Annotated in this window: 19 protein-coding genes; 11 read left to right on the forward strand and 8 right to left on the reverse strand. The window is 62.1% G+C overall.

Features of this window, described 5'->3' with window-relative positions:
• Positions 1 to 36: 36 nt before the first annotated feature.
• From ACFC25_RS08935 to ACFC25_RS08955, 5 genes are read right to left on the reverse strand one after another with little or no spacing between them, the layout of a single operon-like run.
• Positions 37 to 1,086 carry a hydroxyacid dehydrogenase gene (locus ACFC25_RS08935; protein ID WP_376044843.1) on the reverse strand — a complete coding sequence of 350 codons (1,050 nt, stop codon included), beginning with the start codon at positions 1,084 to 1,086 and terminating at the stop codon, positions 37 to 39.
• The gene (locus tag ACFC25_RS08940; RefSeq protein ID WP_376044844.1) at positions 1,083 to 1,931 is read right to left on the reverse strand and encodes a sugar phosphate isomerase/epimerase family protein; all 849 of its coding nucleotides are present in this window, start codon (positions 1,929 to 1,931) and stop codon (positions 1,083 to 1,085) included. Before ACFC25_RS08940 ends, ACFC25_RS08935 begins: the two co-directional genes overlap by 4 nt.
• 24 nt (positions 1,932 to 1,955) lie before the next feature.
• A complete protein-coding gene (locus ACFC25_RS08945; protein ID WP_376044845.1) occupies positions 1,956 to 2,825 on the reverse strand; it encodes a carbohydrate ABC transporter permease in 870 nt (289 codons plus the stop codon).
• Positions 2,818 to 3,774 carry a carbohydrate ABC transporter permease gene (locus ACFC25_RS08950; protein WP_376044846.1) on the reverse strand — a complete coding sequence of 319 codons (957 nt, stop codon included), beginning with the start codon at positions 3,772 to 3,774 and terminating at the stop codon, positions 2,818 to 2,820. The genes ACFC25_RS08945 and ACFC25_RS08950 overlap by 8 nt, the downstream gene beginning before the upstream one ends.
• Entirely contained in the window at positions 3,771 to 5,048 is a 1,278-nt protein-coding gene (locus ACFC25_RS08955) for an extracellular solute-binding protein (RefSeq protein WP_376044847.1), read from the reverse strand. The genes ACFC25_RS08950 and ACFC25_RS08955 overlap by 4 nt, the downstream gene beginning before the upstream one ends.
• A 193-nt stretch (positions 5,049 to 5,241) precedes the next feature.
• Here ACFC25_RS08955 and ACFC25_RS08960 point away from each other — a divergent pair, with 193 nt between their 5' ends.
• The 3 genes from ACFC25_RS08960 (at position 5,242) to ACFC25_RS08970 (ending at position 9,033) form a co-directional block, all read left to right on the forward strand.
• Positions 5,242 to 5,826, forward strand: coding sequence for a DUF624 domain-containing protein (locus ACFC25_RS08960; RefSeq protein ID WP_376044848.1), 585 nt, complete (start codon positions 5,242 to 5,244; stop codon positions 5,824 to 5,826).
• 45 nt (positions 5,827 to 5,871) lie between these two features.
• Positions 5,872 to 6,918, forward strand: coding sequence for a LacI family DNA-binding transcriptional regulator (locus ACFC25_RS08965; RefSeq protein ID WP_376044849.1), 1,047 nt, complete (start codon positions 5,872 to 5,874; stop codon positions 6,916 to 6,918).
• Between the two features lie 582 nt (positions 6,919 to 7,500).
• Positions 7,501 to 9,033 (forward strand): SLC13 family permease, encoded by a 1,533-nt coding sequence (locus ACFC25_RS08970; RefSeq protein ID WP_376044850.1) that lies wholly within the window; start codon positions 7,501 to 7,503, stop codon positions 9,031 to 9,033.
• Between the two features lie 528 nt (positions 9,034 to 9,561).
• On the opposite strand, the gene ACFC25_RS08975 is transcribed toward ACFC25_RS08970, so the two are convergent.
• Together ACFC25_RS08975 and ACFC25_RS08980 are read right to left on the reverse strand one after the other, a co-directional pair.
• Positions 9,562 to 9,930 carry a hypothetical protein gene (locus ACFC25_RS08975; protein WP_376044851.1) on the reverse strand — a complete coding sequence of 123 codons (369 nt, stop codon included), beginning with the start codon at positions 9,928 to 9,930 and terminating at the stop codon, positions 9,562 to 9,564.
• A 4-nt stretch (positions 9,931 to 9,934) separates the two neighbouring features.
• Positions 9,935 to 10,105 (reverse strand): hypothetical protein, encoded by a 171-nt coding sequence (locus ACFC25_RS08980; protein WP_376044852.1) that lies wholly within the window; start codon positions 10,103 to 10,105, stop codon positions 9,935 to 9,937.
• 151 nt (positions 10,106 to 10,256) lie between these two features.
• Between ACFC25_RS08980 and ACFC25_RS08985 the strand changes: the two genes are divergently transcribed.
• The 8 genes from ACFC25_RS08985 to ACFC25_RS09020 all read left to right on the forward strand — a co-directional run bounded on the left by ACFC25_RS08985 (position 10,257) and on the right by ACFC25_RS09020 (position 19,509).
• Positions 10,257 to 11,150 carry a LysR family transcriptional regulator gene (locus tag ACFC25_RS08985; RefSeq protein WP_376044853.1) on the forward strand — a complete coding sequence of 298 codons (894 nt, stop codon included), beginning with the start codon at positions 10,257 to 10,259 and terminating at the stop codon, positions 11,148 to 11,150.
• A 163-nt stretch (positions 11,151 to 11,313) separates the two neighbouring features.
• Positions 11,314 to 12,411 carry a tartrate dehydrogenase gene (locus tag ACFC25_RS08990; protein WP_376044854.1) on the forward strand — a complete coding sequence of 366 codons (1,098 nt, stop codon included), beginning with the start codon at positions 11,314 to 11,316 and terminating at the stop codon, positions 12,409 to 12,411.
• 142 nt (positions 12,412 to 12,553) lie between these two features.
• Positions 12,554 to 14,023, forward strand: a complete 1,470-nt coding sequence (gene dctA, locus ACFC25_RS08995; RefSeq protein WP_376044855.1) for a C4-dicarboxylate transporter DctA — start codon at positions 12,554 to 12,556, stop codon at positions 14,021 to 14,023.
• Between the two features lie 5 nt (positions 14,024 to 14,028).
• Positions 14,029 to 15,189 (forward strand): glycerate kinase, encoded by a 1,161-nt coding sequence (locus ACFC25_RS09000; protein ID WP_376044856.1) that lies wholly within the window; start codon positions 14,029 to 14,031, stop codon positions 15,187 to 15,189.
• A 99-nt stretch (positions 15,190 to 15,288) separates the two neighbouring features.
• Positions 15,289 to 16,791, forward strand: coding sequence for a pyruvate kinase (gene pyk, locus ACFC25_RS09005; protein WP_376044857.1), 1,503 nt, complete (start codon positions 15,289 to 15,291; stop codon positions 16,789 to 16,791).
• Positions 16,792 to 17,306: 515 nt separating this feature from the next.
• Complete coding sequence (locus ACFC25_RS09010) at positions 17,307 to 17,645, forward strand: hypothetical protein (protein WP_376044858.1); 339 nt, start codon at positions 17,307 to 17,309, stop codon at positions 17,643 to 17,645.
• Between the two features lie 197 nt (positions 17,646 to 17,842).
• The gene (locus ACFC25_RS09015) at positions 17,843 to 18,826 is read left to right on the forward strand and encodes a TM2 domain-containing protein (RefSeq protein ID WP_376044859.1); all 984 of its coding nucleotides are present in this window, start codon (positions 17,843 to 17,845) and stop codon (positions 18,824 to 18,826) included.
• 80 nt (positions 18,827 to 18,906) lie between these two features.
• A complete protein-coding gene (locus tag ACFC25_RS09020; RefSeq protein ID WP_337345216.1) occupies positions 18,907 to 19,509 on the forward strand; it encodes a DUF6919 domain-containing protein in 603 nt (200 codons plus the stop codon).
• A gap of 4 nt (positions 19,510 to 19,513) precedes the next feature.
• Here the strand turns inward: ACFC25_RS09020 and ACFC25_RS09025 are convergent, their stop codons facing one another.
• A complete protein-coding gene (locus ACFC25_RS09025; RefSeq protein ID WP_376044860.1) occupies positions 19,514 to 20,833 on the reverse strand; it encodes a BNR-4 repeat-containing protein in 1,320 nt (439 codons plus the stop codon).
• Between the last annotated feature and the right edge of the window lie 75 nt (positions 20,834 to 20,908).

Genomic DNA, 20,908 nt, shown 5'->3' on the forward strand with positions numbered 1-20,908 from the left:
ACCCGTTTGACCATTCGATATAGCCGTTCTCCATTGTTATGCCATCCTTACCAGGTCGGTTAGGCCGACCGGGAACCGTTGGGGCTCCCCTGCGGCGTAGCGTTCAATTTCATCCAGTGCGTAGGCTGCCAGCCGGTGCAGCTCATTGCCCATCGAACCGGCGATATGGGGTGTCAGCAGGACATTGGGAAGGGCGAACAACCGATGGCCTGCGGGCAATGGTTCTGGACTCGTTACGTCCAGGTAAGCGTTGAGCCTGCCCGCCTCCAGCTCATCAACCAGGGCGTCGTGGTCCACCAGTTCACCCCTGGCCGTGTTGATCAGTGTCGAGCCGTCCTTCATCGCTGCCAGCTGGGCGGCACCGATCATATGCAGGGTCTCTGGCAATACGGGCGCGTGCAAGGACACGATGTCGCTGCAGCTCATGAGTTCATCCAGGCTTACCCGGCGCGCCCCGAGCCGCTGTGCCTCGGCGTCACTGATCGTGGGGTCATATACGGTGACCTCAAAATCGAAGGGTCGGAGACGTTCGAGGACCAGCCGCCCGATGGTGGAAGCCCCGACGATTCCAACGGTCCGCTCGTAGTTGCCGGCGTCCGGGAATTCCAGCTCCCGGTCAATCCTGGTTTGGCGCTGCTTATAGAGGTGGCTGGCGGTGATCGTTGCCTTTCCCGCCAGGAGGATGAGTCCGAGGGTGAATTCGGCAACCGGCAATGCATTGGCCTCGGCAGCCGTTGTCACAGTGATGCCGCGTTCCCAGCATTCCGGCAGGACGTGGCCCTTGACGCTTCCCCCTGCATGGGCAATGAGCCGTAGGCGGGGCATGCGGGCAAGAACCGCCGCATCGATGCGCGGAGAGAACCAGCCGGTCAGGAGAACATCAACTTCTTCAAGGGCCTCATCGGGAGTGGCTTCAAAGTCCTGGATGACCATGCTGAAATCGCAGTCACAGATTGCCTCGAGCCGGCGGCGGAGGCGTTTGGAAAACAGGGCGTCCCGCAGGTCCGCATCCTGCATCGCCAAGGCCACTTTGGGCTTGAACCGGGGCACTCCGTGCCCGGCGGTGCTGTGCAGTGCTGCACTCACTTAGTGTCCTTCTCCCAATGTCTGTCGAGCCATGCCCGGACGGAGCCCAGTGCGACGTCCAGTGGCGCTGCCTGGGGATGCCAGGCTTTCTCCCACTCGAGGGTGACCGGTCCCCGGTAATCGTTTCGGACCAGCAGCTGCCCAAGCTCTTCCGTCGGCAGCGTTCCCGTGCCGATAGGGAGCGGAGTACTGCTCGCGGGCATATCTGCGTCCTTTATTTGGACGCTGCCGCGGCCGGCTGCTAGCCACGGCGCCAGCACTTTCCATGTTTCTTCCAGTGGTTCACCCACCCGCCAGGGATGGAGCACATCCCACACCACCCCAACCGGGCCGTCGACGCGGCGGAGGATGGCTGCAATATCCCTTCCCGAGGGATGTGAATCGTGAGTCTCCAGAACCGGCAGCACACCAAGGTCTGCAGCGTAAGAGGTGACGGCACTGAGTCTGCGTGCAGCCCGCGTATCCACCTCTTCACGTGATTCCACCAAGGGCGGGGTTTCGGTAAAGGCGGCAGGTTCGGTGTCTGCTCCGGGGAACACCCTGACCATCGGTGCGCCGAGGTCTTTGGCGAAATCGACGGCCTGGATGAGCCCACGGATGATACTTTCATCGGCGCCCGGGGCAGCCAGCTTCACATAGCTCGCGATGCCCGTTACCTGAACGCCTGCCGCGTTGATTTGGCGCCGGAGGCCGGCCCGTGCCGCAGTATTCATGTCCGGGTCAGCGATTTCCCCTGGTGCAAGCCGCAGCTCGATGCCATGGATACGATGTTGTTCCAGCCATGCCAAGATGACATCCAGGGGTACACCCGGGGCGCCCAGCGTTGAGGCTGACGGCGTGATCATGTTGTTCCTCTTGTCTGGATGGAGTCAGCCCTTGAGCCCTGCGCTGGCCATGCCCTCGACGAAACGCTTCTGGGCAAAGATGAACAGGATGATCATGGGCAGCGTGGCGAGAGTCGCCCCGGCCATGAGGTAGGGCCACTGAACGTTGAGCGGATCCTGCGAGAAGATCGCCAAACCCACTTGCAAGGGCCGAAGCTCATCCGAGTTGGTCATAATGAGCGGCCACAGGAAGCTGTTCCACGCTGCCTCGATCTGGAAGACGCCGATGGTGACCAGAGCGGGCTTGACCAGGGGCGTCATGATCCGGAAAAAGATCCCGAATTCTCCAAGCCCGTCAACCCTCGCCGCATCGGCGAGCTCGGAAGGAAGTGTGACGTAGAACTGGCGGGCCAGGAACGTGTAGAGCGGTGCGATCGCCAACGGGATGATCAGGGCCCACCAGGTGTTGAGCCACCCGGTTCCGCCCATCCCGAGAATGTCGTTTCCACCGAAGAGCGGGATGGACTTCACCAGGAGGAACATGGGGACCAGAATGATTTGGAAGGGAACCATCATCAGGGCGATGAAATAGTTCAGGATTCCCTTTGCGCCACGGATCGGGGCTTTTGCCAGGGCGTAGCCTGCCATGGTGCAGAAGACCAGAGTCAGGGCTGTCTGCCCGACTGTGAGCACCAGGCTGTTCCAGAAGTACCGCAGGAACGGTGCTGCGTCCATGGCCTCAACGAAGTTGGACCAGTGGAACTCCCGGGGCAGCCAGGAGAATGTGGACACCTCGCCGGTCGATTTGAGCGCGGTGAGGACCATCCAGATGAACGGGCCAACCATGAGCAGGCTGCCCAGTGAGAGTGCGGCGTAGAGGACCACACGCCCTGGAGTGAGTTTCGTCTTAACCATCCTGGTTCTTCCTTTGCGAGCGACCACCCAGGTAGATGAAGGCAGCGACGAGTATGAGCATGATGACCGTCTCGGCCGACGCGTAGCCCAGGCGCAGGCCTTCGAAGGCGTTGTTGTAGATGTCGAAGGTCAGCACGGTGGTGGAATTCACCGGACCGCCCTTGGTCATGACGAAAACAAGGTCAAAGACCTGGAACGTCTGAACGATTGCTGTGATCAGTACGAAGTAGTGGGCCGGGCCTAGGGCGGGCCACACGACGTTGCGGAAGACCTGCCAGCGGTTGGCGCCGTCCAGGTTTGCCGCCTCAAGCAGCTCCTTCGATACGCCCTGGAGGGCGGCCAAATAAACGATCATCTTGGCACCCAATCCCTGCCAGATACCGACAGCCATCAGGGCAGGAAGCGCCACGGCGGGATCATTCAGCCACTCGGAGCGGTTGAGCCCGAAAAGGCTTCCGACAGCATTGGCAAGGCCGGCGCCCGGGTGGTAGATCCAGAGCCACACCGAGGCCACAGCTACAGTGGCGGTCACGACCGGCAGGTAGTACACCGTCCTGAAAAATCCCAGACCACGAATCTTTTGGTTCAGGCCCAAGGCGATGACCAAAGCCAACCCCATGGACAGGGGCACAACGGCGAGGGTGTAGAGGATGGTGTTGCGGAAAGCCGCTTGGAAGCGGGCGTCCTGGAACAACTCGACGTAGTTCTCTGTGCCGATCATCTGCCAGGTACCCGAGAAATCGTAGTTCGTGAAACTCAGGAAGACTGCGGCGAGTGCCGGTACGGCGAGAAAGAACGTTGAATGCAGCAGGGCCGGGGCCAAGAGCAGCCAACCGGCACGGGACTGCTTGCGGGTGAGCCGTGACTTCCGCCCCGCGGGGCGCGCGGCGCGGGTGTTGGCCGCCCCTGCCGCGCGCACCGCTGGTGTGATGTCGTTGAGGGTGCTCACTTTGACTGCTGCTCCAGAGCGGTCAGGGTTTCCTGGGCTGACTTCTTACCCAGCAGCGCGTCGTCAAGGCTGGTACCGAACGTTCCCCGGAGATCGAGCCAATTGGCGGCTCCGCCCTCAAACTTGGCATCATCGAGGTTCGCGGCCACGAACGTGCTTGCCGGGTTGGACTTCACTACCGCGGAGTCCACAGCGTCCTTGCCCGCCGGGACGGCGAAGTTCAGGGTAGCGATACCGGCTTCAGCCTCAGGCTTGCTCAGCTCCTGGATGAAATCCCAGGCCGCGCCCTTCAGCTTGCTGCTCTTGCCTACCGAGGCAAGCTGCCCGCCCGTGAACATCGAACGCTCCTTGTCGTCAAGGTTGAAGTAGACAAGGTCATCACAGACGGCCTTGCCCACACCCTTGTCGGAGCAGTCGATGTACCCGCCGGTGAACCCCATCGCGGCCTCCCCGGTGTTGACCAACGGGGATTTTGCGGCGTTCTGCGCACCGTACTTCTGCACGTTGTTCACCATGCTCTTCATCCATTCAAGGGTCTGAACGCCCTCGGAGCCGGCGAACTCTGCCTCACCGTCGGTGTTGTACAACGGCTTGCCCAGTGACCCGAGCAGGGCGACGAAGTCCTGGCGGTAGCCACCCGGCGCGGCCCAGAAGTCAAAGCCTGCCTGAGTGATGTTCCCCGAAGCGTCTTTGACGGTGAGCTTCTCGGCAGCGGTCTTGATTTCGGCCATCGTTGTCGGCGGCTTTGACGGATCAAGGCCTGCCTTTTCGAAAAGGGATTTCCGCAGTGCCAAAGGCTTAGGCCCTGCGATCAGTGGAACAGCGTAGACCTTGCCCTTGAACTCCGCGGCTGGAACAAGCGCCGGATTCGTCGATTTTCCGAGCGACTCAGCGGTGGCACCGAACGTGGACAGGTCCTCAAACACGTTCTTCGCAGCGAACGGCGGCACCCACGCTATTCCGGTCACCAGGACGTCATAGCCTTGGCCACCGGCGATCGACGTCGAGATCTTCTGGTTCAACGTGTCGAAGGTCGCGAAGTCAGGTTCGACCGTGACCTTGGGGTACTTCGCGTTGAAAGCAGTAACAACTTTTTCCAAGGCTGCCTTGCCCTCGTTGCTGGCCGGGTAGCTCGGGACCAGGACACGAAGAGTCCCGGTCACCTCTGCGGGGTTGGAAGCTGGGGCAGTAGATGTACCGCCGGAGCCACAGGCTCCGAGAGCCAAAGTGCCGGCAACTGCCAGCGCGAGAAATCCTGCACGTCGACGTGCCATATCAAATCCTCCTGGTGTAGCCATCCGGCGTTGGATGGCGCTGCAATGAGTGTATGATATCGATATCAGGGACGCAAGTCACAGTAGAACATCCATAGGATGATGAGATGTGAACCACTCCCGGCAGCGGTGCTGCAGTTAGTGAATGGAAGTTATGGAACAGCAAAGGCGCAGGCCCCGAAGTGTAGCCGTCATGGCTGGTTTAGAGACGGTCGGAGACACTCTTCTGCTCCAGATCCTGTTCCTTCTCGTCAGCCTTCCACTCTTTACTCTGGTGCCCGCCGCCATTGCGCTGCAGCGGGCGCTGCGCAAAACGGTCATCGAGGACCGTCCCGGAGTGGCCCGCTCGTTCTTCCGGGAGTTTTCGTGGGCTTGGTCCCGGTTTGGCTACGTCGGGCTGGTTGTCCCCGTAGCCATGGCTGCAGCTGCCTTTTCCATACTGTTCTGGTTGGCAACGCCTGGAGTTGCCGGAGTGCTCGCGCTGTGCGTGATAGTCCCAATCTGTGGGATCGGAGCCGCGGCCTACGTGGCGCTGCTGGCCGCGTCGATGCTCGCTGAGGACGACGCCACTTATCGGGAGCTGATGGGAGCGGTTCGCAGATTGGTGCTGGCCAACGCCCTGCCTCTTGCTGGCTGCGTCGTCGCCTTGAGCACGTGGCTGCTTCTGGCGTTCCGCCTGCCGACGTTGATACCGATAGGCAGCGGACTGGTCCCTGCTCTTCTGGCCTGGTTGCTGGTCCGCAAACACCTGGACGCCAGCAGCGGCGCTACCGGATAACCTTCACCATGAGCCCAAATGCCAATTTTGACTACGAGGACTGACATGAGAATTACGAAAGATTCCCGCCAGCCGGTCATCGCCGACGTCGCACGCCTTGCGGGGGTCTCCGTACCCACAGTCTCACGCGTCCTGACAGGGAACATCCCAGTCAGTGAGGAGCGCAGGCTAAGAGTTCTGGCCGCAATCGAAGAACTGAACTACCGCCCCAGTTCACTCGCCAGGGCTCTCAAGAGCGGCGAGCGATCGATGGTAGCCATCTTCGCGACGAGCACGTCTGCCTACGGTTACGCCAACACCCTCGCCGGCATTGAGGAGGTAGCCCAGGGAGCGGGCTACTCCGTGGTGATATCAGCCGTGAAATCCTCAGAAGACTCGGACGTGAGAGCCGCGCTCGAAATAGCTCTTCAACAACAGCTCGCGGGAATCATCGTCCTGGACTTCGATCCATCAGGTGCAGAGGTGCTTAAACAACTGCCCAAAAACATACCCACCGTCGCCGCATCCGGGTTCTCGTCGGGCCAGCCAGGCTTCCCCTACGCCTTCATCGACGAGTACGCAGCCGGACGTGAGGCAACTCAACGCCTCCTAGACCTGGGACATCCAACAGTCCACCACCTGGGCCTCTATCCCCTGACGCAGTTCTCGGGGCGATATCAAGGATGGCATGACGCGCTCACTGAAGCCGGCATCAAGCCGCCCGCGGTACTTGAAGCCTCCCGGGCCCCGCGCTCCGGCTACGAGCAAGGACTCCGGATCGCTGCCGACCCCGGAATAACAGCCGTCTTCTGCTCCAATGACGGGCTCGCTCTCGCCGCCCTCCGCGCACTCAGAGAGAAGGGAGTACCGGTTCCAGATGAGGTCTCCATCATCGGCTGGGACAATCAGCCCTTCACTGAGTTCACATGGCCCTCCCTCAGCACCGTCTCCCCCGACTTCAAAGACCTCGGCGTCAGGTCATTCCATCTACTTCAACAACAGCTGTCAGGAGCGGAGCAAGTCTCTGACTCCACGGCCCGACCCCAACTACTGGAAAGAGAATCCACCGCGGCGCCGGGTCGCCGAGGCCAGGCAGAGCCTCCCTCCGAATGAACGAGGTCGAACACCGCCCCTCGTGTGTAGCTCCGCCTGGACTGCAGACGCAGCAGGAAATTGATTCTGCTGCCGCCGCCCACAGCCGGGGACAATTCTCATAGGTTATCCACCGCTACTGCTGCCGGGGAGCTACCCCAACGGCTCCCAATCTCAGCCGTGCATAACCTGAATTGACCACAGCCATGGACTTCTCAGAGTGGCCCCCACGTCCGGCCGGGGTATCAGCAAGCACGGCCTCGTCGGCTCCGAGCAGGGTTGCCCGGTGGTTGCTTGTCCGCGTTTTGCGCTGGCTTATATGGTGTGGCGTTGGTTTTGGTTGGGAACAGCGGCGGTACAACTATTTCTCCGAGGCGGGGCTGGTAGAAGGATCGCCGGTGAGGGCTGAGATTGGTTTTTCCTATCAGGTCAGTAGGGAATTCGTCTTGGACGTGATTCGGGTCACGGATGCACAGTTGGTTCAAACCCAACGATGAAAGGACGACGATGTCCAGCAGACTAACGGCATCCTCAGCGGCCGATTCCTCACCTCAAAGGACGGATGTTCGAGCCGCCTTATTGGGCGGTAAGACCTTCAGGAGTTTGAGCGAGCAGAAGCTCTCTCCGCGGGAAGAAAAATTCGAGCGGGCCCGGCAGACGCTGGGATTCTTCCTGGCACCGGCAGTAGCAATTGTTTTCGCGCTTCTTCCTACAGGGATGGATCACACCCAGCAGTTGCTTGCCGCCGTCTTGCTGGGCGTCATCATTCTCTGGATCTGTGAACCAGTACCCATCCCGGTCGGCGGGCTCATCGGTGTCGCCGCTGTCGTTCTGCTCGGCGTGGCACCTGCCAGTGACGTCCTGCGGCCCTTCGGTTCCACAACCATCTTTACCTTCATCGGTGCCTTCATTCTCGCTGCGGCCATGCTCAAACATGGCATAGCGCAGCGGCTGGCCTTCGCCGTCCTGTCCATTCCCGGTGTCGCCAAATCCACCTACCGCGTGATCATCGCCTTCGGTGTAATTACCTGCTTGCTGTCGGCGTTCGTCTCCAACACCGCCACGGTGGCGATGCTGATGCCGACCGCCTTGGGCATCCTGGCCGTCATCGCACAGCTGATGCAGGACCGCGGCGTCGTCAAGGCAGACTTCGACCCGTTGCGTCTTCGTGTGGGCGCAGCACTGATGCTGATGCTCGCCTATGGCGCCAGCGTCGGTGGTCTCCTGACCCCTGTCGGATCACCCCCGAACCTGATCGGCCGCGGACTCATCGAGGAAGCAACCGGTATTCAGATTTCCTTCGTCCAGTGGACAGCCACCGTGGCCCCGCTCTGCGTAGCGATGTTTGCTGTTTTGGCTCTCACCATGTTCCTGCTCAACAAACCTGAGATCCGCCGGATTGAAGGTGTGGATGAGTTCATCCGGGAGCAGAAGGCCCAGCAGGGAAAGATGTCCCGGGCGGAAATCAACACTCTGATCGCTTTCGGCCTGACCGTCACACTGTGGTTGCTTCCGGCATTCGCGAGCCTCATCGCCGGCCCGGATTCCGAAATTTACACCTTTCTCGATGACCGGCTGGACGAAGGCATCGTTGCCGTGATCGGCGCTTCCCTGCTGTTCATCCTTCCAACCAACTGGAAGGAGCGCCGCGCAACCCTGACATGGGCCGACGCAGCAAAGATCGACTGGGGAACGATCCTCCTTTTCGGAACGGGCATCATCTTCGGCGCCCTTCTTTCATCCACTGGCCTTGCTGAAACGATCGGCAAGGCTGCGGCCGACAACCTGGGAGTCACCAGCGTTGTAGCGATCACCGCGTTCTCGGCAGTCCTGGCCATCCTTATCTCGGAGACAACCAGCAACACTGCATCTGCCGCTGTCGTGGTTCCCATCGTCATCCCGTTGTGTGTCGCCATGGGAGTAGACCCTCTTGTCCCGGCCCTGGCGGCGACCTTCGCCGCATCGTTCGGCTTCATGCTGCCGGTCTCCACCCCGCAGAACGCCATTGTTTACGGTTCAGGCGCCGTTCCCATCACCCGCATGGTCCGCACTGGATTCGCCTTTGACATCCTCGGTGCCATCCTCATCATCAGTATCGTCCCGATCATGATCGGGGTTACCGGCATCGGCCAATAACAACAAATATCGCCACCGGGACAGATCCAGAGTCACCACGACAGGGGCAGGCTGTGGATCTGTCCGGTACCCCCGCGTGACTAGCGGACAATGACGGCCGGGATAGGAGGGCTTGCACCAGGGGACCAGCAGTCTCCAGGGGCAACGGGTGGGGCGATAAATTTCTCGGCGCGGGCGCGCGGAACCGCAACACGCACCCGAAAGACGGGGCCCGCGCCGGGTCTCTATTTTCTGCTAGTTATACAGGCCGCCGGGAAGACATGCGTCACTGTCAGCGATGCGTTTACGACAGAGCGGCCACCACACCGGCGAGACGGAGTATCCCGGAGTCTCGCAGACATCAGAATCGTGTCGACCGGAATCCCACTGCATCCCACCAGTGTGAATCTGTCCCGATCACTGTCCGGTCCTTCCAGTGGTCGGACAATGTCTGCCCGCTCTGCGCGGCGTGCCGCGGTACGGGGGTCAGCCTTTACCCCGGCCGGGGCCGGCCGGCATGCTTCAGCGGCGGTGATTTGTTTCTTTCCGCTAGGGAGTTGAGTCCAGGAATGTGGTGTATCCCTCGGCCCGGTCCAACAGGGGGCGCCCGGCACCGTTGTCCTGCAACAGCCACAAGTACCGCCCGTCGTCGGAGATGTCGTCCACACTTCCGGTAATCCGCGGGTTTCGCTTATCTGATGTCAGGAGCACGACGGTGTCACCGGGGGTCAGCTCGCGCCAGTTACCTATTTCCTTGCGGAGGCCGCTGGAGAGCATGGGGTGGGGAGTACGGGGATTCGAGATGTACATGCCGTGGCTGGGCCCTTCGTTTTTGTCAAGGTCAATGCTCGAGTGATCATCGAGAGTGTTCGATGTACCGTTTCCCCAGTTAGGAAGGACAGCGGGTTCACCGGCCATTTCCTCAGGATCCGGACCACCTGGCAGGTGCCACCGAACGCGCTGTGTACCAGATGTGGAGCACCAGGTTCTTCTCGCTCCAGACCGGGGCGCGGCTGTCCTCGTGATGCTCAGCGGGCGCGCCCACCGATGTTCGGGCCGCTGTGGTGCTGAAGTGGCTGCCATATCGTTCCATTAGATCCACTGCATCACGGATTCGTCCAAGACCCAGAAGCAATCCGCCTGATAGGCGTAGGCTATCTAGGCCGATGTTCCGACGTCCGGGTACGGAAGCGTGCACAACCCCTCCCAAAAACCCGAGGTTGGGATTCCCAGTAAGGAGTTGCATGGATACGCGAAAATTGAAGTATTTCTTGGCAGTCGTGGATCACGACGGGTTCAACCGCGCAGCAGAGCATTTGCTGATCGCCCAGCCCTCGCTCTCGCAGACCATCGCGAGTTTGGAAAAGGACCTGGGCGTGCCGCTGTTCCACCGCATCGGCCGCCGAGCCGTCCTCAGCGAAGCGGGAAAGGAACTCGTCGGGCCGGCCAGGCTGGTGATGCGCGATCTCGATGCTGCCCAGTCGGCGGTGCAGGCTTTGCGCGGGGTCCGAAGCGGGCGGCTGGACATCATTTCCATGCCCTCCCCCGGCATTGAACCTCTGACGTCCATGATCGCCGGCTTCACCCGGCTGCACCCTTCTGTCCGGCTGAACGTCAGCGCGGCCTTCACTCCGGAAGAAGTTATTGACTCTGTCCGATCCGGCAGTACGGAGATCGGCCTCGCCGGCTCCCCCACCCCCATCCGGGTGCCCGGAGTCCAGGTCCTTGAGCTGGAACGCCAGCCTCTGATCCTCATCGTCAACCCGCACGCAGACACCTTCAGCCTCGGGGAGTCGATACAACGGGAAGACTTGGGCGGCCACCGACTCATCGCGAGCCAGCGCGGATCCCTGATGCGCTGGCTGGTCGATGACGCGCTGGCCCACGGAGTCGACACCGAAATCGTGGTCGAAGTCGCCCACCGGACCTCGATCCTCCCCCTCGTGCTCGCGGGCGTGGGCCATGCGGTCATGCCTTCATCCTGGGCGCCCCTGGCCCACAAATCAGGACTCAGAACCCTGCTGATAGAACCCGTCTCCCACCTGGACGTTGCTGTCCTCAGCCGGAAGGAAGACCTCACGCCCGCCGCCCGAGCCTTCCTAGCAGTGGCAGAACTCCACGCCTCCCCCAGCCCCTAAGACTGCCGCCAGCCTGTAACCAAGGTCGATAGGCTAAACCTATATGGCGTATCGGATCTTGGTCTTGGACGCCGCATAGGGGCAGGCCGTCTACTTGAAGAGGAAGAACAGTGTGACCCCGCTAACAGGCTCACTGCTAAATACTCAACGAGGAGGTAGGCACATGAGCGCCACCCAGAATTTCCGTATCGCTTCAATCCCCGCCGACGGCGTGGGCAAGGAAGTTGTATCGGCAGGCCGCCGCGTCCTGGACGCACTGGCCGAGAGCTCCAACGGCAAGTTTGCCTTCGACTGGACCGAGTTCCCCTGGGGCTGCGGCTATTACGCGGAAACGGGCAAGATGATGGCCGACGATGGCCTGGAGACGCTGAAGGACTTCGACGCGATCTATTTCGGCGCCGTGGGTTGGGAGAACGTTCCGGACCACATCAGCCTCTGGGGCCTGCGCCTGAACATCACGCAGAACTTTGACCAGTGGGCCAACATCCGGCCCGTGAAGTTCCTCCCCGGTGTCCAGTCCCCGCTGCGCAAGGCCGACAACACCGAGCTCGACTGGGTCGTTGTCCGCGAAAACAGCGAAGGCGAATACGCCGGCCTGGGTGGCCGGAACCTGAGCGGCCGCGGCCCCGGCAACGAGGTAGCCCTGCAGACGGCGCTGTTCACCGAGAAGGGCTGTGAGCGCATCATGCGTTTCGCTTTCGATCTGGCCCGGACCCGCACCGTGAAGAAGGTTTCCTCGGTCACCAAGTCCAACGCCCAGCAGTACGGGATGGTCCTCTGGGACGAAGTGTTCAACCGCGTGGCCCTGGACTACCCGGACGTCCAGACCGAAAGCGTCCTGGTTGATGCCATGAGCGCCAAGTTCATCCTCAAGCCTGAGGACCTGTCCGTCGTTGTGGCTTCCAACCTGAACGCCGATATCCTCTCGGACCTTGGCTCGGCGCTTGCCGGCAGCCTGGGCCTGGCGGCCAGCGCCAACCTGAACCCGGAGCGCCGCTTCCCGTCCATGTTTGAGCCGGTCCACGGTTCCGCCCCGGACATCGCCGGGCAGGGCATCAGCAACCCGATCGGCGCCATCGCTTCCGCCGCCCTGATGCTGGACCACTTCGGCCTCCATGAAGAAGCCCGCAAAGTGGAAGCCGCCATCGAAACCGCCACCGGCTCAGGGCACCTGACCCGCGACGTCGGCGGGAACGCCAACACCGACGACGTCACCGAGTCCATCATCAAGGCCCTGACCAACACCCTGGCCGCCGTCTAGCCAGAACGCCTGACCGGCCAGGGACGATCCCGGCGGTCAGTACATCCCGGAGTGGACGGCGGCAGAACACCGCCGCTGTCCACTCCGTCATGCCCACCTTCATCAAGAACTTCCAGCTACATTCCACAACGAGGTAGGAATTATGGACCACATCAGCTCCGCCGGGACAGCTTCGGCGGCCCGCAAAACACCTTTGTACCGTCAACTGTATTTCTGGGTACTGACGGCCATCGTCATCGGCATTCTCGTCGGTTGGCTCGCGCCAAGTGTCGGCATCGCTATGGAACCCATCGGAACCACCTTTGTGGACGCGATGAAGATGCTCATCGGCCCCATCGTTTTCCTCACGATCGTGGGCGGCATCGCCAGCGTCGCGGACCTGAAGAAGGTCGGCATGACGGGCCTGAAGGCCCTGACCTACTTCCAGGTAGGCACGATCCTGGCCATGATCTTCGGCCTGGTCGCCATCAACCTCTTCCGGCTGGGCGACGGCGTCAACGCAGATGCGGACAGCATCGAGACTTCCGAGTCCGCCGCAAAGCTGATCGACGCCGGAGCCAACCAGGAATGGTGGCAGTTCCTCACCAAGGTCATCCCGGAAAGCATGGTTGCCCCCTTTGCTGAGGGCAACATCCTCCAGATCATCTTCATCGCCGTCATCTTCGGCATCGCCCTGAATGCCATGGGCAAGGTCGGCGCCCCGGTCTTGGACGGCGTGCAGCGCCTCACCGGGGTCATGTTCAAGATCCTCAGCTTCATCATGAAGGCAGCCCCGATCGGTGCCTTCGGCGCCATGGCCTACGCAGTGGGCAAGTTCGGCGTCTCCTCCCTGACCAGCATGGGCGGACTGATCGCCCTGTTCTACATCACCTCCATCCTCTTCGTGGTCATCGTGCTCGGCTCCATCATGCTCTTCCTGAGGCTGAACATCTTCTCGATGATCCGCCACCTCAAGGAGGAATACATGCTCATCCTGGGCACCTCCACCGCCGAACCCGCCCTCCCGGGCCTGATGCGCAAGCTCGAGCACGCCGGCGTCAAGAAGGAAACCGTGGGCCTAGTTGTCCCCACCGGCTACAGCTTCAACCTTGACGGTGCCGCAATCTACCTCTCCCTGGCTGCCCTCTACATCGCCCAGGCCACCAACACGGACCTGACCCTGGGCGAGCAGCTGGGCCTTCTGGCCGTCATGCTCCTGACCTCCAAGGGCGCTGCGGGCGTGGCAGGCGGCGGCTTTATCGCCCTCACCGCCACCCTGACCACCATCGGCACCATTCCCGCTGCGGGCATCATGCTCATCTTCGGCATCGACAAGTTCATGTCCGAATGCCGCGCCCTGGTCAACTTCACCGGTAACGCTGTCGCCACCCTCTTCATCGCCTGGTGGGACCGCACCCTTGACGCAGACCGCGCCCGCCGGGTCTTCGCCGGCGAGACCGTGGAGCCCATGCCCTCCGAGGACCCGATCCATCTGGACGAAGTCGTCGACATCGATGACGATCTCACCGAGTACGGACACCACGGGCCCAAGGAAACAGTTTCCAGGCACGCAGGCCCGGTTGCCGAACTCGCCCCTGCGGGCTCTCGCCCCATCCGCTCGGAGACCGTGTAACTGAGATGAGCACAACTACTGCCCCCAAGACCGTGCGGACCCTAATCGCCCCCGACAAGTTCAAGGGCAGCCTCACAGCCAGCGAAGTAGCGCAGGCCCTGGCAGCAGGGCTTCGCTCCGCCGCTGAGGTCCGGGGAACGGTCGGAGCGGTTCACTGCGAGCTGCTTCCCCTGGCGGACGGAGGTGACGGCAGCGTCGATGCCGCTGTCACCTCCGGCTTCACCCGCCACGGCTACACCGTTGCCGGCCCCACCGGCCAACCCGTGCAGTCCAGCATCGCTTTCGACGGCACCACCGCCGTCGTTGAGGTGGCCAACACCTGCGGACTCGGACTGCTGCCCGAAGGCAAACTGGAGGCATTGAACTCCTCCAGCCGTGGATTCGGCGAAGCCGTCCTGTTCGCGCTCAGCCTTAACCCTGCCCGGATCGTCCTGGCACTGGGCGGCAGCGCCAGCACCGACGGCGGAATGGGAATGCTCACCGCCCTGGGCTACAGCTTCCACGACTCCGAGGGGCGCCAGCTCTACGGCAGCGGAGGAGCGTTGGCACAGATCCAGTCCGTTCACCGTACCGCGCTCCCGGAACTGCAGGACACCGAACTCGTCGTCGCGAGCGACGTCCACAACCCCCTCCGCGGCCCCAACGGCGCACCCGCGGTCTTCGCCCCCCAGAAGGGTGCCACCGCGGAGGACGTCGCATTCCTCGACGACAGCTTGGGGCACTTCGTGACGAAAATGGCCGAAGCCGGATTCGCCACCGCGGAGTCACTGGCAGCCCATGAAGGCGCAGGAAGCGCCGGCGGCATCGGCTACGCCTGCCTGCTGCTCGGCGCCAAACAGGTATCCGGAGCCGACTACTTCCTGGACCTGCTGGACTTCAACGCCCGCAAGGAGAACTGTGACGTGGTGATCACCGGCGAAGGCAGCATCGACGAACAGACCCTGGCAGGGAAACTGCCAGCCGCTGTTGCGCGACGGTCAGGCACCCGCCCCATCATCGCCGTCGCCGGCCGCTCACTGCTTCCCAAAGACCGCTGGTCGGAAATGTCCCTCACCCGGGTTTACACCTTGGCGGACTACACCGATCTGGACTCCTCCAAAGACCCTCGCCTCTCCGCCACTTTGCTCCGACAAATCGGCAGAGACATCGGAACGAGCCTCCTGTAGCTGAACTCCCGATAGTGCGAAGCGGAAACACCCGCCCGGGCTAACGCGGGCGGGCGTTTCCGTGTCGGAACCCATGCAGCAAACTACAAGGGTAGGTATATGAGACGCGCAAAAATTGTGGCTACGTTCGGCCCGGCAATTGCCAGCTACGAGAACACCCTTGCGGTACTCGAAGCCGGCGTTGACGTAGCCCGGATGAACATGAGCCACGGCGATTACTCCGTGCATGACAACACCTATGAGAACGTCCGCAAGGCAGCGGCCGACCTGAGCAAGCCGGTGGCTATCATGGCTGACCTGCAGGGTCCGAAGATCCGCCTCGGCCGCTTTGTGGACGGTCCCCACGCCCTCGCCGAGGGTGACACCTTCACTATCACCACTGAAGATGTTCCTGGCACGAAGGACATCTGCTCCACCACGCTGAAGAGCCTCACCGAAGACGTCAACGTGGGCGATGCCCTGCTGATCGACGACGGCAAGGTAGCGCTGCGCGCCATTGAGGTCGACGACGTCAAGGTCGTCGCCACCGTGACCGTGGGCGGTATGGTGTCCAACAACAAGGGCATCAACCTGCCCGGCGTCGCCGTCAACGTTCCGGCGTTGAGTGAAAAGGACGAGGACGACCTCCGCTGGGCCATGCGCCGCGGCGTCGACCTGGTTGCCCTCTCGTTCGTCCGCGACGCGTCCGACATTGTCCGCGTGCACGAGATCATGGACGAAGAGGGCCGCCGTGTGCCGGTCATCGCCAAGATCGAAAAGCCGCAGGCCGTGGACCAGCTCCACGAGATCATCGACGCGTTCGACGCGATCATGGTGGCCCGAGGCGACCTCGGCGTGGAACTTCCGCTGGAGGAAGTGCCGATCGTGCAGAAGCGTGCCATCGAGCTGGCACGCCGCTGGGCCAAGCCGGTCATCGTGGCGACGCAGGTTCTCGAATCCATGATCGACAACCCGCGCCCCACCCGTGCAGAGGCCTCTGACTGCGCCAACGCCGTGCTCGACGGTGCAGACGCCGTCATGCTTTCCGGCGAGACCAGCGTGGGCAAGTACCCGATCGAAACCGTCAAGGTTATGGCCCGGATCATCGAATCCACAGAGGTCCACGGCCTGGAGCGCGTCCCCCCGCTGGGCACCAAGCCCAAGACCCGTGGCGGCGCCATCACCCGTGCCGCCGTCGAAATCGCCGACCAGCTGGAAGCGAAGTACATCTGTACTTTCACCCAGTCCGGCGATTCCGCACGCCGGCTGTCCCGCCTGCGTCCCATCAAGCCGGTCTTCGCGTTCACCCCGGTGGAGCACGTGTGGAACCAGTTGGCGCTGACCTGGGGCATCCAGCCGGTGCTGGTACCCATGGTGGGCCACACTGACGAGATGACCGCCCAGGTTGACCGCAGCCTGCTGGAAATGGAATTGGTGGACGACGGCGCCCTCGTGGTCATCGCTGCCGGTTCCCCTCCCGGAAAGGCTGGCTCCACCAACTCGCTGAAGGTCCACAAGGTGGGCGACCTCGCCGACACCACTGGCCCGGGCGAGGCAGCCGGGAACAAGGAAAAGCTCGGCCCCTGGCCGGAAAAAAGAAGAAAAAGGCCTAATCCGTCCTAGCTGACTCCTGCACACCAGGCAGTGGTGTGCAGGAGGTAAACGCGGCTTCATCTGTGAGTGCGCGCGCCGGGCTCTCAAAGTCCCAGAAAGCTGACGCACCGGCCAAGGGCGCATGCCGTTAGGGCACACACCAACCTGACGTCTGGCGCCACTCGAAATGACTGTCAGAATGGGATGCGAAATTCCGTTCCTAGACACACCTTTGGAAAGTCTTAAGTTTCATCCTGACACCCTCGATGGGGGTGACTTCGGGTGGCAGGTCCAAGAATCCGATAAACAAGGGTCAGCACGCTGAACCAGAACGAACAGCGTCGGCTCGACGGCCAAGCTCTGGGCCGGATTATCGGCGACAAGGCCTCCGGCTCGAACACGTTCCGGAAACATCCCCTTCCAGGAGTGGGTGGGCGCCATCCGCAACACCATTCACATGCTGCTCGCCTGCCCCTATTGCTGGCCACACGTCAGGTTTAAACTGGTCTTGCACTCAGCGGTTGCGTGCACAAAAGGAGAAGGTCATGGCGGTCATCGAGCAAGTGCGTGAAGGAATGCACGTCGTAGCGTCGGATGGGAAGAAGATCGGCAAGGTCGAGGACCTGAAAATGGGTGATCCGGAGGCAGTGACCTCGGATGGCCAGACAGACCCTGAAACAGGAGGCCTCGTCAACAGCGTGATCGATGGCTTTGCTGTGTCCTCCAAGTTGCCCCGGCATGCCGCAGAGAGGCTGCTGCGGATTGGCTATGTGAAAGTCGACAGGTCCGGTTTCCTGGCCGGTCACGCCTACTTCGCCGCGGATGAGCTGGACCGGGTTGAGGGCGACACGGTGTGGCTCACAGAGGGTAGGAACGCGGATTAAGGAATAAGGAGTAGCGCCTTGGTGGCGCTACTCGACGAAACGGTCACTCCGCGTAGACGGGATACCTAAGGTCACCATGCGCGGGGACCGCAGGCCGTCGTCTAGAATTTTCAAAGCATCATCGGTACTGGGGGCAGCCGATTGTGGATCCCCGTGCTGTGAGCGCCATCGGCCAACAGGAACGGGATCCAGCAAACATGAGTCACCCCCCTTACCCCAACTCACCCCAGAATGACACCGGAGCAGGAGCTCCGCCGATCCCGAACGGACCGATCCCGAACGCACCGTCCAGTTTTGGAGGGCAGTACCAGGGAGCACCGCAGGGCGGGTACCAGCCAGGACCAGGTTCAGGCCCTTACGGCTACGTTCCCTACACCAATGGTCCGGGCAAGTCCTTCATGACCACCTGGATCCTGTCTCTCCTCCTCGGCAGCCTGGGTGTGGACCGCTTTTACCTGGGCAAGATCGGCACCGGCATTGCCAAGCTGCTGACCGCCGGCGGACTCGGCATCTGGTCCATCGTTGACCTGATCATCACGTTGACCGGCAATGCCAGGGACAAAGACGGCCGACCGCTGGAGGGGTACACGGAGAGCAAGAAGACGGCATGGATCGTCACGGGCGTCGTGTGGCTCATCGGGCTGGTCGTGGGAGTCCTGTATGGGCTCGTTGCCATTGCGTCCACCGCAGCAATGATGGAGCAGCTTCAGAAGTCGCCGGCCACGCAGTCGGCCGCTGCGGAGGATACCGCTGCCACCGAAGCCGCACCCGCACCGCCTTCCGGTGACGCCAACTCCTTCGTGGTTACTGTGTCCGACGGCAATACAGCAAAGGTCACCGTCATAGATTCCCTCTATGTCACAGAGATTCCCTCCATGTCCTACATGACTCCGAACAACGGCGGGTTCCTTCTGGTGGAAGTGTCTTGGGAGACGCTCACTGGAATGAGCTCCCCCAGCCCTGCCAACTTTGAGGCCTACGATGCGGACGGCAACGAGGGCGAGGGCATATATCTGGAGGAGGGTGCCCTGCCGAGCGAGATGGACAGCCCGGCTGGCCAGGTCCACAGTGGAGTGATTGCATTTGACATCAAGAACGGACCCACCACCATCGAGATCAGCGATGACTACGGCGACAAGGCATCGACCTTCACGCTGACAGCTCCTGTGGGTCAGTTGTAAATCACCGCCCACAGGTCCGAGGTTAAGTGCTGTGTCGTTGTGGCTGGAGTGCAGCCACAAGACGCCGGTAGCATCCGAGGATGGAACCCACAGAAGCGGAAGTCCGTGACCAGTTCGGCAGGAACCTGGAGGACAAGGGTGCCTGGCGGCAGGCCACCACCCTTGACGCCGCCGGGGAACTGACGGCGCGCTGGCTCGAAGGGAAAAGTGAGTACCAGGCGGCTACCTTCACGGTCCGCTATGACGACGAAACTGAACCCATCGCCGTCGAACTGGCAGCTCTTAACAGAAGTGGTCTCTTCACCAAGGAGTCCCAGCCCGGCCTGCAGGCCGGGGAAAGCGCGCAGCGCCAGTACGTCACAGGATTCTGCAGCGCCGAAACCGCTGCCGACCTGCTGGCTCTGTCCACCCGGTCCGACCTCGTCACCGTGGCCCACGCCCCCGGTGAGTCCAGCAGTGCGTCCATAGCGGTAACGCTCGACGGCGGCGAGGTAGTGACAGTGTTGGGTTCCAGTGAGAATCCGGTCACCGAGGATCAGATCCGGGACTGGGCGGAGGAAAGCAACGAAAGCTTGGCATTGCTGCTGGCCGACTCCTGGTACGTGGAGATCCTGGACCCCGTGTGGGGCAGGAACGATGTCCTGCTCCCGGCTGTCTTCGCCGCACTGACCGCCCGGCAGTAGGCGCCTACCGGGCCTCAGCTCCCCTGTTCTCCGTGACGACGGCGACGATCTCCGTGTTGTACGACTGGGATGACCACATGGAGCCCCGGAACCAGCAGAGGGCATGCACGCCTGCGTCCCCCGGGACCACCATGGGGCGCAGGTTGTCCACTGCGGAATCGGAGGTGACGGCCTCCCAGTCCCAGCTCGCGCCGCCGTCGGACGTCCGTCCCGAATAAATCTCGTAGTGGTCCGTCGAGCCTCCGGAGCGCGGATCCACCGGCGCGGAGATGTAAACGTGGTCAAGGTCGTGAGGATCCACGGCACCCAGCCCGGTGTAGTCCTGTTCGTGCGGGAGCAGGGCGGGCCCCGCGACGGCGAGCGGGTGGAGGCTCCAGGCCGAGCCGTCAAAGCGTGCGTACAGCAGGCGGTGATCGTCGACGTCGAGGCGTTGCTCCCGCTTCAGCACACCGTTGATGTCGTTGGCGCGGCAGGTGATGATCGCGGCAAGCTGGCCTCCCTGCCTACGTAGGTCGGCGGTCCATCCGTGGGTGAGGACATCGCCGTCGAGCTCGGTGCCCGCCTCGAAGATGGTGGTCAACCCCACCTGGCTGACGCCGGCGGACCCGATCACTGGCTTGCTGATGACCTGCCCGGCCGCATCGTGCAGGGCATCCCCCTGGACATAGCCGTGGTAGATGCTGTTGTTATAGTCCCGGGGGTGGTGGTCGGTGGTGATGAGGTCGATCCGGTCCGTGCCGTTGGAGCTGTACCGGGTGTAGCCGTTGACGTAGCCCACCTTTGGACGGGTAAAGAGCTTTCCGCCGTAGCTCCAGGTGGCGCCGTCGTCGTCGGAAACCATCAGGGTGGGGTCATCGTTGATGGCACGGACGAAGTTGTAGGTCCGTGACTCGTTGGCGAGGCGGTGCAGGTTGGAATAGGTGGCGCCGCGGCCGTCTGCGAGTTCTGTCCAGTCGAAGGCCTGTTCGGCCTCCCACTCGCTGGCGTCATGCGGCCGGACCGAAACGCGCCAGCGGGAGTAATTATCCGTCTTGTGCTTGGCGTACATCGCCAGGTAGCGCCCGTCCGGACGGATCAGCAGCGCCGGCGCGTTGTGGTCGTCCGATTCGAGCTGCTCGTGGAGGACGTGGACTTGGCTTACACCCGTGGCCAGGTCCAGGACCGCCACTTCGATGTTGCCGCCGCGGTGTTCACCGCCCGGCCCCTCGGGTGCGGCGACGGAGCCCACCAGCAGGGTGTTGTTCACGGGATCGATCAGCGCCCGTTCATCCTGGAACCAGCACCAGGCACCGTTGTCGTTGAGCGTTACTGGAGCGTTCGTCATTGAGTTCCCCTGTGGTTGCATCGTTTCAAAAGAAGGATTACGACCATCGTAGTCAACTTGCTTCCTCCAGCCCGA

The sequence above is a fragment of the Pseudarthrobacter sp. NPDC055928 genome (assembly GCF_042270935.1).
GTDB lineage: Bacteria > Actinomycetota > Actinomycetes > Actinomycetales > Micrococcaceae > Arthrobacter.

Bases quoted from the DNA above. Each gene is read 5' to 3' on its own strand.
- ACFC25_RS08940 (WP_376044844.1), bottom strand. From the start codon at position 1,931: ATGATCACGCCGTCAGCCTCAACGCTGGGCGCCCCGGGTGTACCCCTG.
- ACFC25_RS08945 (WP_376044845.1), bottom strand. From the start codon at position 2,825: ATGGTTAAGACGAAACTCACTCCAGGGCGTGTGGTCCTCTACGCCGCA.
- ACFC25_RS08955 (WP_376044847.1), bottom strand. From the start codon at position 5,048: ATGGCACGTCGACGTGCAGGATTTCTCGCGCTGGCAGTTGCCGGCACT.
- ACFC25_RS08960 (WP_376044848.1), top strand. From the start codon at position 5,242: ATGGCTGGTTTAGAGACGGTCGGAGACACTCTTCTGCTCCAGATCCTG.
- ACFC25_RS08965 (WP_376044849.1), top strand. From the start codon at position 5,872: ATGAGAATTACGAAAGATTCCCGCCAGCCGGTCATCGCCGACGTCGCA.
- ACFC25_RS08975 (WP_376044851.1), bottom strand. From the start codon at position 9,930: ATGGCCGGTGAACCCGCTGTCCTTCCTAACTGGGGAAACGGTACATCG.
- ACFC25_RS08980 (WP_376044852.1), bottom strand. From the start codon at position 10,105: ATGGAACGATATGGCAGCCACTTCAGCACCACAGCGGCCCGAACATCG.
- ACFC25_RS08985 (WP_376044853.1), top strand. From the start codon at position 10,257: ATGGATACGCGAAAATTGAAGTATTTCTTGGCAGTCGTGGATCACGAC.
- ACFC25_RS08990 (WP_376044854.1), top strand. From the start codon at position 11,314: ATGAGCGCCACCCAGAATTTCCGTATCGCTTCAATCCCCGCCGACGGC.
- dctA (WP_376044855.1), top strand. From the start codon at position 12,554: ATGGACCACATCAGCTCCGCCGGGACAGCTTCGGCGGCCCGCAAAACA.
- ACFC25_RS09000 (WP_376044856.1), top strand. From the start codon at position 14,029: ATGAGCACAACTACTGCCCCCAAGACCGTGCGGACCCTAATCGCCCCC.
- pyk (WP_376044857.1), top strand. From the start codon at position 15,289: ATGAGACGCGCAAAAATTGTGGCTACGTTCGGCCCGGCAATTGCCAGC.
- ACFC25_RS09010 (WP_376044858.1), top strand. From the start codon at position 17,307: ATGGCGGTCATCGAGCAAGTGCGTGAAGGAATGCACGTCGTAGCGTCG.
- ACFC25_RS09015 (WP_376044859.1), top strand. From the start codon at position 17,843: ATGAGTCACCCCCCTTACCCCAACTCACCCCAGAATGACACCGGAGCA.
- ACFC25_RS09020 (WP_337345216.1), top strand. From the start codon at position 18,907: ATGGAACCCACAGAAGCGGAAGTCCGTGACCAGTTCGGCAGGAACCTG.
- ACFC25_RS09025 (WP_376044860.1), bottom strand. From the start codon at position 20,833: ATGACGAACGCTCCAGTAACGCTCAACGACAACGGTGCCTGGTGCTGG.